Here is a 15,131-nt window from a genome sequence, read left to right as displayed (position 1 = left end):
GTTTGCGCGGGATTTTCGCTGAACGAATTCGGTGTCTGACTAAAAGATCTGACTCAAGAACTGCTGAGTTCGAGGATCCTTTGCTGCGGTGAAAAACTCCTTCGGCGGCGCATGTTCAACGATCACCCCCTGGTCGGTGAAATAGATGTGGTCGGCGACTTCACGGGCGAAGCCCATTTCATGCGTAACCAGAACGCAGGTCATGCCATCTGATGCCAGTTCCTTGATCGTCAGCAGCACTTCCTTCACGGTTTCGGGATCAAGCGCCGCAGTAACTTCGTCAAAAAGCATCACCTCCGGCCGCATCGCAAGGCTGCGGGCAATTGCTACGCGTTGCTGCTGCCCGCCTGAGAGCTGGCCAGGATATTGATTTTCCTTGCCCTCCAACCTGACCTTGGCGATCAGCGCACGTGCGCGCTCCTCCACGAGCTTCTTCGGCTCTCGCAGAACCTTGATCGGTGCCATCATGACGTTTTGCAGCACGGTCTTGTGCGGGAACAGATTATACTGCTGGAAGACGATCCCGACCTTTCGTCGCAACGCGATCTTGTCGAGCCTGGGATCATTCACTTCCTGCCCGTCGACCGTGATCGAGCCTTTCTGAATCGGGCTCAAACCATTGATGCACCGAATAAGGGTGGACTTCCCCGATCCCGAGGGACCGATGATGCAAATCACCTCACCTTTGCGGATATCGAGGCTCACGCCCTTGATGACCTCCAGGTCTCCATATGCCTTGTGAACATCGCGAAGAGAGACCAATGGACGGGCCGCACCGGAATGGCGCGCACTCTGAGCGTCACTTTCATATGGCATATTTTTTCTCCAGCTTCCTGGTGAGCAACGCGATCGGGTAGATGTATACAAAGAATAAGCAGAGCAAAAACAGGTAGAAAGGAAAGAGGAATTCCGGCTTGCCGCCCGAAGCCTCCATTGCTGCCTGCGCGTTCGCGACAGATTCGCGGACACTGAATATCGAGGCCATCGGCGTCGAAAGCGTCAACAACGCATACCAATTCATCCATGGAGGAATCGCGCGTTTGAAACTCTGGGGTAAAATAACATTCCAGAGCGTCTGAGGTCTGGTAAAACCAAGGCTTTCAGCCGATTCCCACTGTCCGGTCGGAATGGACCGCACCGCGCCGCGAACGATCTCACTGATGTTGCCCATCACCGGCAAAGCGAAGGCAACGGTTGCTTTCGCCCAACCCGGAAACGGTACGGCAATCCCGGCCGGTAACCTCAGGTTCTCAGGCATCATGTACATGGCAATGAACAGAATGACGAGCCAGGGAGAATTGCGAAACAGATGCGTCACGAGACGCGCGACGACACGCACAGGCCCAAAAACGCTGATCTGCATAAGGCCCAAAAAAATCCCCAGTATCGTCGCCAACGCCATTGCCAGAAAGCTCATGTAGAGATTCAGGGAGAAGCCACGGAGAATGAACGGTATCCACCCAAACAACGTTTCAAGCGCGGTGGGCGCCCCCGCCTCCAATGTTTGCGCGTAGGAAACGCATAGCGAGGCTGAAAACACGGCAAATAGCGCAACTCCATATCGCCAAGTGAGTACGGAAGAAATCCTGGCTGTGCCGAAGCGCGCAACATCGATCGTGTAAGGTTTCTTACTCATTGCCGTACCCCGGAAGCGCTAGTCGATGTTCGATTGCATGTAGAACCGATGCGAGCAGACTGACGACGATCACGTAGAACAAAAACAGCAGCAGGATCATTTCAGGGACGTTGATATTGTCCGACCAGACCTGATTAAGGACATAGGTCATTTCAGGAACTGCGATCACGTAGGCAAGCGACGTGGTTTTAGCCAAGCTGACGAGATTGTTCGTCAAGGCTGGCAGGCTGATGCGAAAGGCCAGCGGCAGCGTGACATACATATATATTTGCCAGTTGGAGAAGCTCAGGCTCTCGGCAGCCTCCTTCGTCGTCTCAGGCACGGCCTCAAGACCTGCGCGAAAGATCTCGACATTGAAGGCACCGCCGAAAATCCCAAGCGCGATCACCGCCCATCCGAAAGAAGAAATAACCGGCTCATAATATCCGCCCATATCCACGGCCGGGGTAAACGCTCCCAGGCCGAAATAAAAAAACAGGAGCTGAATCATCGGCGGTGTGTTGCGAAACGCCTGGATATAGGCATCAACGGCGACGCGAACGAGCGCGCTTTTCGATGTCTGCGCCCATGCCCCCAATATGCCGATAACGAGAGACAGCAATATCGAGAGCGCCATCAGCTGCAAGGATAGAGAGGCTCCCTCGATAAAGCGGTCGAACTCGTACTCGTCATAGAAGACGATAAAGTTCAGGCCCGCAGTCTCGTTCAGATTGCGGAAGAAGGTTGACATGGATTCGATCATTATCGCTCCGAGCAGCTCCTGATCAGAAATTGCGGGCCGATGCGCCGTGCACCTTTTTGGAGACACAAGACGCGCTACCAGTCTGTGCTTCCTGCATCATATTGCGCAAAAACCGATGCGATCTTCGCGACGATACAGCCTTATTGTTTCGGTTCCAGATAGGCAGTGTCCCAGTGGAATTTCTGATTTTGCTCGGTGAACCATGCGGAAGGCTCGACCTTCCATTTCTTGGCCAGCTCAATGAGCTTTCCATCGGCCTGCCAGCGATAGGCCATACCTGCCATGAAAGCGCCCCATCCCTTGTCGAGTTCTTCGATGGGAACAGCCGCCGCCCAAGGGTTGTTATAAAGTACCTCGACCGGCATTTCGTAATCCTGCCACTCAGGCGATTCAAGATCGGCCATGATGCTCACATCATCATAGACCCACGCGATGCAACGGCCGGCACGCAATGCTTCCTTGCCTTCCGAATTTCCAGTGAACGCAGTCAGCTTGGCTTTAAGCTCCCGCTCGATCTGCTGATTGTAATAATTGCCCTGCTTGCCGCACACCGGCTTGTCGGCAATGTCTTCCCAGCTCTTGATAACGCCCTTCTTTGCCAGCAAGGCCGGGCCGGATGTCCAGTACGCCGGCTCGATGATGCCGATGGCTTTGCGCCGTTCTGCCGTGTCGTACATGCCGCCGATGATGAGATCGATCCGATTCTGCTGCAAAAACTGCATACGATTGGCAGAGGTGATGACCACTGGCTCCAGCGTAACCCCAAGCGCATCAGCAACACTCTGAGCCAGATCAACCTCGATACCTTGCAACTCGCCATCCGCAGCCGGGAACGACCAGGGCTTGAAGGCCCCTTGCAGGCCGACGCGCAACGTACCCCGATCCAGAATTTCCTTCAGGCGCTCCCCTTCTGCGCGTGCGTCGCTTGCGAACGAAGACAGCGCGACTGACAACGTTGCAACAGCTGCCAAAGCAATGGTTGTATGGTTACGTATGCCCATTTCAGTTCACTCCTCTTTTATATTTGTTATGATGGTTCTACTGCCCCTGAACGATGCACGTTCCTCTGGAATGTCAGAAACCTGTCCACTTCTCGCTCCACCTGTTCCGGCTCCCATCCGAGCAGATCAGCGATTTCACTGGCCGCCTTCGCGGCAGTGTTCCTGTCTATGTGCTGGCCCCAGGCGATTCCGCTACGGGTATAGAAGATGCCTTTCAGATCGCGGGCATGCTCATGCGCGACGTAGTCTCGAAATGATGACAGGTCGGTCTTGCCGACCCGAACCATGCCACCCCTTGAGGCCTCACCGTTTCGCTTAGGAAGATTTGCTTTCACAAGTTCCAGCAATTCTCTGCCGGCACTCATATGGCTCATGACCGGGCCGGCCGTCATGGCATAAATACCCGGACACCCAATCGATTTTAGATCGTGGATTTGACGAACGCGGTCCCCATGAGGATTGTTTGGATTGAACGTTAGAGGCCGCACGCCCGCCCATGTAAATTCGATGTCGTGTTTCGACAGATGCAGGCCCGGCAGAAGGAAATTGATCTCGTCCAGCAGAAAATCGACATCGCTATCGTCAGCAGCGACACCGCAAGCATCACCCTCGAAATAAGTTTCCGTTGGGCCGATATGAAAAAGATTGTCACGGAAAGGCAGGCAATAAATCGGCATCCCCAGCCTGTTGAGTGCGGCGACACCGTATCCGCTATAATATTCGGGTAGCCGGACGAGTATATGCGATCCCTTTGTTCCATAAACGAAGCGCTGATTTTTCTCATCAGACAGCGGACGTACGACGTCGTCGATCCAAGTACCGGCCATATTGAGAATGATCGGTGCACAGGCACTGCTCAGGCCAGAAGCGGACCGAAGATCAACCTGCCATGAGCCATTCGGCCTCTTCCCCCGGATGTCCGCATGCGTGAACAGCCGGATGTCCGCGCCAACACGTTCAGCATCGAGTGCCGCATCGACACAAAGTCGGTCAGGCCAATCTATAATGTATTCTCGATAAGTGGCGATCGATTTCAACTGATCGCGGTCTCGCAGGTCCTTCGCTAAAGGAACGATCTGATCGAAACCGCTTTTGTGCCGTTTATAATCTAAAGGTAAGCCGGTCGCACCAAGACGTTTGAGCAATGAAAAGCCTATATCCAGATGCCATCCGCGCAATTCGTCCTTCTCATAGAGCGGAAAACACATTGTAAATGGCTTGCAGCGTTCAGGCTGGAGGCGAACCAGTTCCTCACGAGCGCTCATGGCATCGCGCGCCATGGAAACGGCATTCTTGAGTTTGAACGGCGAGCTTGCGAAGGTACGCACGGGCCGGCTGGTCTCAAAATACCGCAGGCCGCAATGCAATATTCTAGATGACCGGCTTGATGCACCGCTCGCCAGATCATCCTTCTCAACGAGGAGTATCTTGTAGCCCGCCGCACTGAGTTCACGGGCGGCACTGGTGCCGTTGATGCCGCCACCAATGACGATCACCTCAAACTGTTCGCACTGCTCGGTTTCTGCACTCATCAAAACTGTGCCCCTACTCAACGCGAGGCGAGTACAGCAGCAATTCCTGAATGCTCAAAATAGAAAAACTGGCCTGCATTATGCAATAAACGCATATAGAGAACATGGTAGCTGGATTTTGCCAGCTACCTATATTGACGCATTATAGGCGTGGCAGTTTCGCCAGCATCGTGTCGCGTTCGATTCTCAAAAGTCCAAGAAGAGCTTCCGAAACGCGACTTTGCGGGCGGGAATATGGCCGCAACAGTGCTACGTTGAACGGAATCTTGGGATGGAACGGCACAAGGGTGACACGATCGTCTAATTGGTGGATCGCCGTATAGGGATCGATGAGTGCAATTGCCAATCCGATCTTGGCGAATTCATACGCCGCTGCAGAAATTGTGATCTCGTAGGCCGGGTCGAGCTTTTCGCCGGCACTTCGAAATGCCTGAGCGATGATCGGGCCTGCCGCAGTAAATGAAGCAAAAGAGACGAATGGATGGCCGCGCAGGTCTTGCGGCTCAATCTTGTCGCGCGCGGCAAGCGGATGCCCCTTCGGCACCGCTGCAATATAGGGAGCGTCGCTGAAAATCTCCGTCTGAAAGCCGGACCTGCGAAAAGGAAGTTCGGCGAGACCGAAATCAAGCTGCTGCGAAGCCGCCCATTCTTCGATTTTTGCAGAAAGGCGTATGCTCATGTGGACACGGGTCTGCGGCCATTCCTCTTTGAATTTCTTCAACGCCCACGGCATGAAACTGATGCCGAGAGCGGGCATGACCGCCGTCGTGATACGGCTGGTTTCGCCCTCTGCAACTCTGGCCGCAAAATTACGCAAGGAATCGAGTGACGTATAGGCACGATCGATTTCATCGAGGAGAAGATGCGCTATCGAGGTAGGCGTTATCAGCCCCTTCCGACGCTCGAACAGCGTAACGCCTAGCTCAGCCTCCAGCTTGTCCAGAAGCCTGCTCACCGCTGGCTGGCTACGTCCTATCAATTCTGCCGCCGCACTCACCGTGCCCGTCAGCATCACTGCCCGAAAAGCAGAGAAGTGGATGAGCTTCATATCCACTTCCCAGTTTTGTTTGCTCGGCTTTTTCAATGAGAGCTCCGCTAGTCGATTACATGCGCTACATTCGCGCACAATTTTGTCGAGGGCAATTCCGGCCCCAGCCAGATCCGAAGGGGCTTTGAATAGGACCTCGCGCCTCAGGCGATACGCGCCGAATCTGGCCGTATTGGAAACCGGAATAGCGCTCTTCTTGAGCCTTGCTTCTAGGAGTATCCAGCCACCAGCGGACTGCGACCCGGATGTCGTCAGTCAAAGGGAATTCATCGTGTTCTTCATTCGTCAGCACCCCGAACAGCTTCTCAGTGGTAATGAACAGGTGCGCGGCTCGCGCTCTGGCTGTTCTTTGCACCCTGGTCTTTAAGGAGCGGTATATCTCGGTCTAACCGAGGCGAGCCTGGAGAGGGGTGGGTACACGCCGGTGGAAGAAGTAGGAACCAGCTTCGCGCCGCAGATAAGTTGACATCGCCAAAGCGCCCTTTGTGGGGTGCAGCGTGGGGTCGTTCCCAGCACTGGCGACATGGAGCTAAGTTATTGAATTAAAACGAAGAAATTGGCTGGGGAACCTGGATTCGAACCAGGACTAACGGAGTCAGAGTCCGTGGGTCTACCGTTAACCTATTCCCCAGCAGATGCGGCCGGTGAGACCGCAATGAGACGCGGCGGGTGCAAATTGATCAGCAGCGCCTCGCGTCGGGCTGCGTAATAGCACATAATGGCCAAGGTGCAAGCGCTTAGTGCCAAAAAAATGACAGCCGCCGAAGGGTATTCCATGTGTTTGACGATTCGCTTCTCGCTCCTCCTGACCGTCGCATTGCTGGTGAGCGCATGCGGGGCCGGAAAAGCAGTGCAAACAGCCGGGGAAAGCTTCGACCGCGCCGGTTGCCTGTCACGTGAGTTCAAGGGCCAAACGCCATGCCCTGCGCCGGAATAAGCCGGCGTCGTAAAGTAGATGTCCTGTCTTGCGGCAGCGTCCGAGGCAGATCGTTCCATATCTTCATTGCGCGGCAGTGCAGCGCATCAATACATGGCCATCTGCCCGCTTGTGGAACTTTTCTCGCAAGTATAGCTTGTAACTAAAGGCTGGATATCCAAAACCTGCCTTGCCCGGAAGGAGGTCCGGGTCGTTTTATCCGCAATTCCATATCGGGCCGATCAGCGCGTTGGGAATTGCATATTTCCTCGCAAGCGTGAGGACTTTGACACTTGCGAGACCATCTTCAGAGGAGGAGCTGAACATGGACTTTCTGCGCCACATTGCATTGCTCGATTTCATTATCGTAAGCGCAGCGATCGCACTTTTCCTGTGCAGCCTGCAGAACAGGCATTTGCACTGATAAACAACGCCTACGGCCTTACGGCTCGCTTGCACGGGGTCTGCCGGGGCGAAGCTTGGCAATAAGCTGGCCGCGCTCAAAGACAACAATGATGGCAAGTGAGAGAAGAAACGGGATCAGCAGATAGAAGAGCCTGAATACCAGGAGAGCCGCAACCACGTCGGCTGCGGGGATTTCCGGCAGGCCGGTCACAAAGACGAATTCCAGCACGCCTAAGCCCCCTGGGGCATGCGAAAGCAGTGCAACGCCAAAGGAAATGATAAAGATGCCGAGAACGGTCACAAAGCCGGGATTGCCGGTTTCCGGCAATGCGAAATAGATGATTGCTGCGGCAGCGATCAGTTCCAGCGGCCCGACAAGCAACTGACGCCACACCACGCGCAAGCGCGGGAAGCGCAGCCACTTTCCGAAGATGCGACGCGGACGCGGACGCATGTAGCTGACAAAAATATAGAGCGCGACCAGACCCAGTAAAAAGAACGCAAGCCCGGTGGCCGCACCATGAGGCAAGTCTTCAAAGTAGCGGCTAAGCAGCCAGGGTTGAACAAGCAGGACGAGCCCCGCCAGAAAAACCATGGATAGCGCAAATGTGAACGAACAAAAGGCGACCAGAACACCTACTTCGCTCATGGTGAGCCCGCGGGAGGAATAGGCCCTGTAGCGAATCACTCCTCCCGAGACAACGGAGCCGCCGATATTGTGGGAGAGCGCGTAGGTCGTGAAGGAACAGAGCGAGATGAACAAAAACGGGATACGCCTGCCCAGATGGGCCAACGCAATATGGTCATATCCAGCCAGCGCGGCATAAGCAAAAACTGTGCAGAGGCCGGAAAATATCCAGTTGCGAACCGGAATCGCAACAAAGGCCGCCTCCAGATCGTCGTATGAAATTCCGCGCAATTCCTTATACAAAAGCCATGCCGACACAGCGACTGCAGCAAATCCTATCGCTGGCCAAACATAGTCTTTCAGTCTCATGCCTTCCTGCTCCTGCTCAAATCCCACAAAGCGGCGGGGCGTTCTTTCATCCGCCGTTTCGTCGCACCTTATCCCAGGTGCTTTCTCCTTCAACCCGGCGCCCGCGCGGCCGCTCCCGCAAGATGGGTCCTAATGCTCTCGCGCGCAATGCGTTCAGGTTCCTTGTCTAGCTTCACGATCCGGACAAGTCGTTAAAATCGACGGGAAACCACCCGTCTTCGACCGTCGATCGCGCGGTTTGGTTTCTCGCGCACAGAATGGGCCTTGGTCATCAGCACCGCTGCTGCTACTATCGCGCCAACACACACTCTCTGGCTCTGGCGCGTCGAACCTGACTGCTGCCGTGCATGTAAGGATTAATAGTGACCGACTCCGATATTCGGGCCGAAAGGCCTACAGTCGGAGGACCGGCAGATCGTGACGCGAATGCAAAAGCGACGGATCGCCCTGCCCGCAGGAGAAAGGCCAACCGCCGGTCCTCCTCTCGCAAGAAGGCATCCGAGAAGCAGCCGCGGCATCCTGGTACGCCACAGAAGGCGCAATCCGGGCACGAGGACGGACCTCCCAAGGCGGAATTCCGCAAACCGCGAAAGAGAAAGCGCCGCGGCCGCGGCAGAGTTTTCGCGCGCGATGGCGAGCAAACGGCTGCTGCGGGAAGCGGGCAGCAGGCAAAAGCCACCACCCGCAAGCATGCCGAAGCGGTTACGTTCTCTGCCGCCGCCGGTTCGGAGGCTACGAACGATGCTTTTGCGGCGCTTGATCTCGGCACGAATAATTGCCGCCTGCTGATAGCCGTGCCTTCCAAACCAGGCCGCTTCCGCGTCGTGGATGCGTTTTCGCGCATAGTACGGCTTGGCGAGGGGCTCTCCGCTAGCGGACGCCTGAGCGAGGCCGCAATGGATCGCGCGGTAGAGGCGCTGAAAGCGTGCGCAGGAAAGCTCCAGGGGCGCAGCATCAAACGCCAGCGCCTGATCGCAACGGAGGCTTGCCGCGCAGCCGAGAACGGTGCCGAATTCTTGCAGCGTGTGCGTTCCGAAACCGGGCTTGACCTTGAGATCATCGACCGCGGCACGGAGGCGCGCCTTGCTGTAGCCGGATGCAGTCCGCTGGTGACACGCGATACGGATGGGGTGGTGCTGTTCGATATAGGTGGCGGATCTTCGGAGATTGCGCTCGTTGATCTATCTCGACGCCGTAGTGGACGGCTCGCCGACCATATCGTCTCATGGACATCGCTGCCGGTTGGCGTGGTTACGCTGGCTGAGCGTTTCGGCGGGCGCGACGTTACGCCGGAAATTTTTCAGGCCATGGTAGACGATGTGCTGGGTCACCTCGCTCGCTTCAAGGGCAAGGATCGGCTCGCGCATCTGATAAAGGGCAAGAATTTCCATCTGCTCGGGACGTCCGGTACCGTGACAACGATTGCCGGCATTCATCTTGGCCTTGCCCGCTACGATCGCCGACGCGTCGACGGGCTGTGGATGGAAAACAGGGATGTCGACGCGATGATCGAAACATTGCTGGGCTGGGATTTCGAGGCCAGACGACAAAATGCCTGTATCGGCAATGACCGAGCCGATCTCGTGCTGGCTGGCTGTGCCATTTTGGAAGCCATTCGCCAGACCTGGCCATCCGAGCGTCTTCGTGTTGCGGATCGCGGGTTGCGCGAAGGAATTTTGACCGAACTGATGGCCGATTCCGGCGCCTGGCGGCGCGGCGGCAGCAGACAGAAGAGACCGGCTCATGAAAAAGCCCGTTAAGGGAAGTGGCGCGCGCGTAGTGCGCACCAAACTCAAGAAAAACAATAAGCTCAAACCCTCCTCACGTCGCTGGCTTGAGCGCCATCTGAACGATCCTTATGTGCAGCGTTCCAAGGCGGACGGCTATCGCTCGCGCGCGGCCTACAAGCTGACCGAGATCGATGACAAGCATAAACTGCTCAAGCCAGGTCAGCGCGTGGTCGACCTCGGTGCAGCGCCTGGCGGCTGGTGCCAGGTCGCAGCGGCGCGCGTGCGTTCGACGCCAGAAGATGTACGTGTGGTCGGCATCGACTATCTGCCTGTGGATCCAGTTCCCGGCGCCACCATCCTGGAACTCGACTTCCTCGATGATTCCGCACCTGATCGGCTGATGAAAACGCTAGGCGGTGCCCCCGATATCGTGCTCTCGGACATGGCGGCACCAACGACCGGTCACCGCCGCACGGATCATATCCGCACCATGCATCTATGCGAGATCGCGGCCGATTTCGCGGTATCGGTGCTGAAGCCCGGCGGGCATTTCTTGGCAAAAACCTTCCAAGGCGGAACAGAAAACGCGCTTCTCGACCTGTTGAAACGTAATTTCCGAAGTGTACAGCATATCAAGCCCCCGGCATCGAGGGACGAGTCAGTCGAACTGTACCTGCTTGCCAAGGATTTTAAGGGCCGCCAGGAAGCGCCTGAAACAGACGACGCGGAAGAAGCCTAGCCGTTCTCCTGCGTCGGTGTCCTGCCAGCGCCGTGCCCCGATACGGTGCTGCCGGCATCGGCTGGCAGACGCAGGAAGGAAAGCGAGGCCGAGACCGTGATGACGGCCATCGCCGTAAAGGCCCAGAAGAACGATCTTTGCGTCATCTCACCGCCCCCCGCATGGGTGGCAATCTCCAGCACTGTTCCACCGAAGGCAACGCCGAGCGCGAGTGAAATCTGCTGCATGGTCGCGCTGATGGCCGTCGCATTACCTGTTTCCTCCGAGTTGACATCGGCGAAGACCAGAGCATTCGCAGAGGTAAAAAAGAGCGAGCGCAGAAAGCCAGCGAAGTAGAGCAGCGGCATGATGACGATGTAGGACAGGCCCGGGTGGAACTGTCCGTTCGCCGCGACCAGAACCGTGCTGATCAAGGTGGCGCTCAACAGAACCGTTCGAAAGCCCAGGATACGCAATAGCTTCGGCGCTAGAAATTTCATCGAAAAGGCACCTGCCGCCGTGATGAAGGTCACGAGACCAGACTGGAACGGGTCCAGCCCGAACACGATCTGCAATAGAAGCGGCAGGAGAAACGGCACCGCGCCTATGCCTATCCGAAACAGCGTACCGCCGACGATTGCAGCACGGAAGCTCGGATTACGGAAAAGGCGCAAATCGAGGATGGGCGCAGGGTTCCGGCGCGCGTAGGCCATGTAGAGCATCAGGGCCACCAGTCCAATAACAAGCGCAATGAACCCGACGACCGGCGGCAATGCGGGCAATGAGATTACTGAAAGGCCGAACACGACACCGGACGCCGCAATTGCCACCATGGCAAAGCCCAGCCAATCGAGCTTGCGTCCCGGGTCGACGCTCTCGATCTCCGGCAGATAGCGCCCAGAGAGATAGATGCCGAGAATGCCTATCGGTACATTGATGATGAAGATCCAGTGCCAGGAAAAATAGGTCGTCACGAACCCGCCGACAGGCGGGCCGGCCATGGGGCCGATCAGGGCGGGAATGGTCAGCCAGGCCATGGCGGCAATAAGCTGGTCACGTGGTGTTGAACGCACCAGTACAAGACGCGCCACGGGCGTCATCATGGCCCCGCCCATGCCCTGCAGAAAGCGCGCGAGAACGAAACTGCCCAGAGAATTCGACAGGGCGCAGGCGATAGAGCCGATCAAAAACACACCGATGGCGCAGCGAAAAAGCCGTTTTGCACCGATCTTGTCTGCCATGAAGCCACTAATCGGGATGAAGATTGCCAGCGACACCATGTAAGCGGTCAAAGCCAGTTTCAGCGCGATAGGGCTTGTGCCCAGATCGGCGGCAATGGCCGGAAGAGACGTCGCGATCACCGTTGAATCCATGTTCTCCATGAAGAGGGCGACGGCGAGGATGATCGGGACAACACGGTTCATTCGGATGCAAGCTTTCGGCGGGGACGGATTTGCTCTAGCGTGTTTTCACGAATGCCGTAAGGGAATGTCGCTGCTGGTACAAAGTTTTCTTCACCGATCCGTGAAGAGCAGTCACGCGAAACCGTCTTATTTCGGCTTAGGACTGCGCTATATTTCAATCGATCTTCCCAGCCTGCTTCTTGAAAAGGATAAGGCGATGCCCAAACTGGAAATGTCTCGTCGCACGGTTCTAGGAGCCAGCATTGCCGGTCTTCTGGCAAGCGCCATGCCGATCAGCCTTGCGTTCGCACAAACCTCTCCCAAAGCCGCCCAAGGAGCCAATATGAAGACACGTGTGCGTACCTACGAATTCCCACTTGGCAATTTCAATATACTGGTTTTGCAGGACGGCATTCGGCCGATGGAAAATCCCGGAGAAACCTTTGGCATGAACCAGACGCCGGAAACCGTGGCCGCGCTCCTTGAAGCAAACTTTCTCCCCGCGGACAAATCCGTAAACGGCTTCTCGCCCGTCCTCGTCGATACCGGCTCCCAGAAGATCCTGTTCGATACCGGCTTTGGTGAAGCCGGCCGAGAAGCGGGTAGCGGAAAGCTTCTGGAGGGACTCGCCCAGCATGGCATCACGCCAGAAGACGTAACCATCGTCGTTCTTACCCATCTGCATGGTGATCATATTTCCGGGCTGATGGAACAAGGCAGGCCGACATTCCCAAATGCCCGTTATGTCACTGGCGAGGCTGAATATGCCTTCTGGAAGGACCCTGCCCGCGCTGGCACTCCCGCCGAAGGCAATCATCAGTCTGTGTTGAAGAACGTCGTGCCACTGGAAGAAAAGCTCACCTTCCTCAACGAAGGCTCGGAAGTGGTGCCGGGTATCACGGCGCATGAGGCTTTCGGTCATACGCCGGGCCACATGATCTTCCGTGTCGAGTCGGCTGGAAAAGCGCTGATGCTAACCGCAGACACCGCAAATCACTTCGTGCTTTCCCTACAGCGTCCGGATTGGGAAGTGCGCTTTGATATGGACAAGCAGGCTGCTGCCGCCTCCCGTCACAAGGTATTCGACCAGATCGCTGAGGAGCGCATTCCTTTCATCGGCTATCACATGCCTTTCCCGTCGGTGGGTTATGCAGAGAAACTTGACGAAGGCTTCCGCTTCGTCCCCGTGGCCTACCAATTCGACGCGCAGTAATAGCCTGCCAAGACGTCAGTGTTGCATCCGGCGGTCACCGAGACTTCCGGGTGCGGCGCTTTCGACAATCGGTTTCCGGTTATCGGAATAATGCAGCACCACCAGATTTAGCGGTGCAGTCATGCATCCACACCATATCTTTTTTATTTCCAATTCGTCAAAGACGTGTTACGAGCCGGTGCCAATCCTGCAAGGGAAAACAATTACGACGCGGCTCTGATCAAGTGTTCGCGCCATCACTCTTTTTTCAAAGGAATGGCAATGGCAAGCATCATCGAATCGATAACCGGCCCAACGGCGCTCACCTTTGACGATGTGCTGCTTCAGCCCGGCCACTCCGAGGTCATGCCCGGCCAGACCAATATTTCCACTACGATTGCCCGCGACATCGAATTGAACCTGCCGATTCTTTCCGCTGCCATGGACACGGTTACGGAAGGTCGTCTAGCCATCGCCATGGCGCAGGCTGGCGGCATTGGCGTCATCCATCGCAATCTCGAACCGATCGCCCAGGCCGAGCAGGTGCGCCAGGTCAAGAAGTTCGAAAGCGGCATGGTCGTCAATCCGGTGACCATAGACCCGGAAGCAACGCTCGCCGAAGCACTCGAACTGATGAAGCATTTCGGCATTTCGGGGATTCCGGTCGTTGAGAATGCCGACCCCGCGCGTCAGCGTCCAGGCAAGCTGGTCGGCATCCTCACCAATCGCGATGTGCGGTTCGCCTCCGACACGCGCCAGAAAGTGCGCGAGTTGATGACGCATGAGAATCTCATCACGGTGACGGAAAACGTTTCGCAGGACGAGGCAAAACGCCTCCTGCACACGCACCGCATCGAGAAATTGCTCGTCGTCGACAAGGACCGCAATTGCGTCGGTCTCATAACGGTCAAGGACATAGAGAAATCGCAGCTCAATCCGAACGCGGCCAAGGATGCTCAAGGCCGGCTGCGCGTTGCTGCTGCCACCAGCGTGGGTGATGATGGTTTCGAGCGCGCCGAGCGCCTGATCGACGCGGGTGTTGATCTTCTGGTCATCGACACAGCGCACGGTCATTCGCAACGCGTTCTCGATGCCGTGACACGCGCCAAGAAGCTGTCCAACTCTGTTCGCATCATGGCGGGCAATGTGGCGACCGCCGATGGCACACTGGCACTGATCGACGCTGGCGCGGACGCCGTCAAGGTTGGCATCGGCCCAGGCTCGATCTGCACCACGCGTATCGTTGCAGGCGTGGGCGTGCCGCAGCTTTCGGCCATTATGTCGGCAGTTGAAACCGCCGACAAGCATGGCATCTCCATCATTGCCGATGGCGGCATCAAGTTCTCCGGCGACCTCGCCAAGGCGCTGGCCGCCGGCGCCGGAGCCGCCATGGTCGGTTCGCTGCTCGCTGGTACGGATGAAAGCCCGGGCGAGGTCTATCTGCACCAGGGACGTTCGTTCAAAGCCTATCGCGGCATGGGTTCGGTCGGCGCGATGGCGCGCGGTTCGGCAGACCGCTACTTCCAGGCGGAAGTGCGTGACACGCTGAAGCTCGTTCCGGAAGGCATTGAAGGCCAGGTGCCATACAAGGGTCCAGTCGGGGCTGTACTTCACCAGCTCGCCGGCGGTCTGCGTGCTGCCATGGGCTATGTCGGTGGCAAGGATCTCACCGATTTCCGCGACAAAGCAACCTTCGTTCGCATCTCCAATGCAGGCTTGCGTGAAAGCCACACGCATGATGTCGCGATTACCCGCGAAAGCCCCAACTATCCGGGCGGCCTGTAACCGGCCTGTCCATATCCGCATAGCAA

12 protein-coding genes and 1 tRNA gene are annotated in these 15,131 nt (G+C 56.7%); 4 read left to right on the top strand and 9 right to left on the bottom strand.

Features of this window, described 5'->3' with window-relative positions; all coding sequences use genetic code 11:
- Nucleotides 1–39: 39 nt before the first annotated feature.
- From IE151_RS06375 to IE151_RS06340, 8 genes are all read right to left on the bottom strand, one after another.
- Nucleotides 40–816: an amino acid ABC transporter ATP-binding protein gene (locus IE151_RS06375; RefSeq protein ID WP_280517237.1), complete on the bottom strand. Its 777-nt coding sequence runs from the start codon at nt 814–816 to the stop codon at nt 40–42.
- Nucleotides 806–1,636, bottom strand: coding sequence for an amino acid ABC transporter permease (locus IE151_RS06370; RefSeq protein ID WP_189488993.1), 831 nt, complete (start codon nt 1,634–1,636; stop codon nt 806–808). Before IE151_RS06370 ends, IE151_RS06375 begins: the two co-directional genes overlap by 11 nt.
- A complete protein-coding gene (locus tag IE151_RS06365; protein ID WP_189488991.1) occupies nt 1,629–2,378 on the bottom strand; it encodes an amino acid ABC transporter permease in 750 nt (249 codons plus the stop codon). The genes IE151_RS06370 and IE151_RS06365 overlap by 8 nt, the downstream gene beginning before the upstream one ends.
- 140 nt (nt 2,379–2,518) lie before the next feature.
- Nucleotides 2,519–3,379 (bottom strand): transporter substrate-binding domain-containing protein, encoded by an 861-nt coding sequence (locus tag IE151_RS06360; RefSeq protein WP_189488990.1) that lies wholly within the window; start codon nt 3,377–3,379, stop codon nt 2,519–2,521.
- Between the two features lie 26 nt (nt 3,380–3,405).
- Entirely contained in the window at nt 3,406–4,911 is a 1,506-nt protein-coding gene (locus tag IE151_RS06355) for an FAD-dependent oxidoreductase (protein WP_189488989.1), read from the bottom strand.
- 142 nt (nt 4,912–5,053) lie between these two features.
- Nucleotides 5,054–5,959: a LysR substrate-binding domain-containing protein gene (locus tag IE151_RS06350; protein WP_189488988.1), complete on the bottom strand. Its 906-nt coding sequence runs from the start codon at nt 5,957–5,959 to the stop codon at nt 5,054–5,056.
- Between the two features lie 557 nt (nt 5,960–6,516).
- Nucleotides 6,517–6,590, bottom strand: a tRNA-Gln gene (locus tag IE151_RS06345).
- A 727-nt stretch (nt 6,591–7,317) separates the two neighbouring features.
- Complete coding sequence (locus tag IE151_RS06340) at nt 7,318–8,277, bottom strand: lysylphosphatidylglycerol synthase domain-containing protein (protein WP_189488987.1); 960 nt, start codon at nt 8,275–8,277, stop codon at nt 7,318–7,320.
- A gap of 362 nt (nt 8,278–8,639) precedes the next feature.
- On the opposite strand from IE151_RS06340, the gene IE151_RS06335 reads away from it, so the two are divergent.
- Together IE151_RS06335 and IE151_RS06330 are read left to right on the top strand one after the other, a co-directional pair.
- Nucleotides 8,640–10,037 carry a Ppx/GppA phosphatase family protein gene (locus IE151_RS06335; protein ID WP_189488985.1) on the top strand — a complete coding sequence of 466 codons (1,398 nt, stop codon included), beginning with the start codon at nt 8,640–8,642 and terminating at the stop codon, nt 10,035–10,037.
- Nucleotides 10,021–10,746 carry an RlmE family RNA methyltransferase gene (locus IE151_RS06330; RefSeq protein ID WP_189488983.1) on the top strand — a complete coding sequence of 242 codons (726 nt, stop codon included), beginning with the start codon at nt 10,021–10,023 and terminating at the stop codon, nt 10,744–10,746. Before IE151_RS06335 ends, IE151_RS06330 begins: the two co-directional genes overlap by 17 nt.
- Here the strand turns inward: IE151_RS06330 and IE151_RS06325 are convergent.
- Nucleotides 10,743–12,149 carry an MFS transporter gene (locus IE151_RS06325; RefSeq protein WP_189488981.1) on the bottom strand — a complete coding sequence of 469 codons (1,407 nt, stop codon included), beginning with the start codon at nt 12,147–12,149 and terminating at the stop codon, nt 10,743–10,745. The two genes, IE151_RS06330 and IE151_RS06325, sit on opposite strands and share 4 nt — an antisense overlap.
- A gap of 196 nt (nt 12,150–12,345) precedes the next feature.
- Between IE151_RS06325 and IE151_RS06320 the strand changes: the two genes are divergently transcribed.
- Both IE151_RS06320 and guaB read left to right on the top strand, forming a co-directional pair.
- Complete coding sequence (locus tag IE151_RS06320) at nt 12,346–13,341, top strand: MBL fold metallo-hydrolase (protein WP_382344846.1); 996 nt, start codon at nt 12,346–12,348, stop codon at nt 13,339–13,341.
- Nucleotides 13,342–13,602: 261 nt separating this feature from the next.
- A complete protein-coding gene (gene guaB, locus IE151_RS06315; RefSeq protein ID WP_189488979.1) occupies nt 13,603–15,105 on the top strand; it encodes an IMP dehydrogenase in 1,503 nt (500 codons plus the stop codon).
- Nucleotides 15,106–15,131 lie beyond the last annotated feature (26 nt).

Source organism: Limoniibacter endophyticus (genome assembly GCF_014652835.1).
Taxonomy (GTDB): domain Bacteria; phylum Pseudomonadota; class Alphaproteobacteria; order Rhizobiales; family Rhizobiaceae; genus Limoniibacter; species Limoniibacter endophyticus.
This window is presented reverse-complemented; position numbering and strand designations above follow the sequence as displayed.

Coding starts and splice junctions, on each gene's coding strand:
- IE151_RS06375 (WP_280517237.1), bottom strand. CDS start 816: ATGCCATATGAAAGTGACGCTCAGAGTGCGCGCCATTCCGGTGCGGCC.
- IE151_RS06370 (WP_189488993.1), bottom strand. CDS start 1,636: ATGAGTAAGAAACCTTACACGATCGATGTTGCGCGCTTCGGCACAGCC.
- IE151_RS06365 (WP_189488991.1), bottom strand. CDS start 2,378: ATGATCGAATCCATGTCAACCTTCTTCCGCAATCTGAACGAGACTGCG.
- IE151_RS06360 (WP_189488990.1), bottom strand. CDS start 3,379: ATGGGCATACGTAACCATACAACCATTGCTTTGGCAGCTGTTGCAACG.
- IE151_RS06355 (WP_189488989.1), bottom strand. CDS start 4,911: ATGAGTGCAGAAACCGAGCAGTGCGAACAGTTTGAGGTGATCGTCATT.
- IE151_RS06350 (WP_189488988.1), bottom strand. CDS start 5,959: ATGAAGCTCATCCACTTCTCTGCTTTTCGGGCAGTGATGCTGACGGGC.
- IE151_RS06340 (WP_189488987.1), bottom strand. CDS start 8,277: ATGAGACTGAAAGACTATGTTTGGCCAGCGATAGGATTTGCTGCAGTC.
- IE151_RS06330 (WP_189488983.1), top strand. CDS start 10,021: ATGAAAAAGCCCGTTAAGGGAAGTGGCGCGCGCGTAGTGCGCACCAAA.
- IE151_RS06325 (WP_189488981.1), bottom strand. CDS start 12,149: ATGAACCGTGTTGTCCCGATCATCCTCGCCGTCGCCCTCTTCATGGAG.
- IE151_RS06320 (WP_382344846.1), top strand. CDS start 12,346: ATGCCCAAACTGGAAATGTCTCGTCGCACGGTTCTAGGAGCCAGCATT.
- guaB (WP_189488979.1), top strand. CDS start 13,603: ATGGCAAGCATCATCGAATCGATAACCGGCCCAACGGCGCTCACCTTT.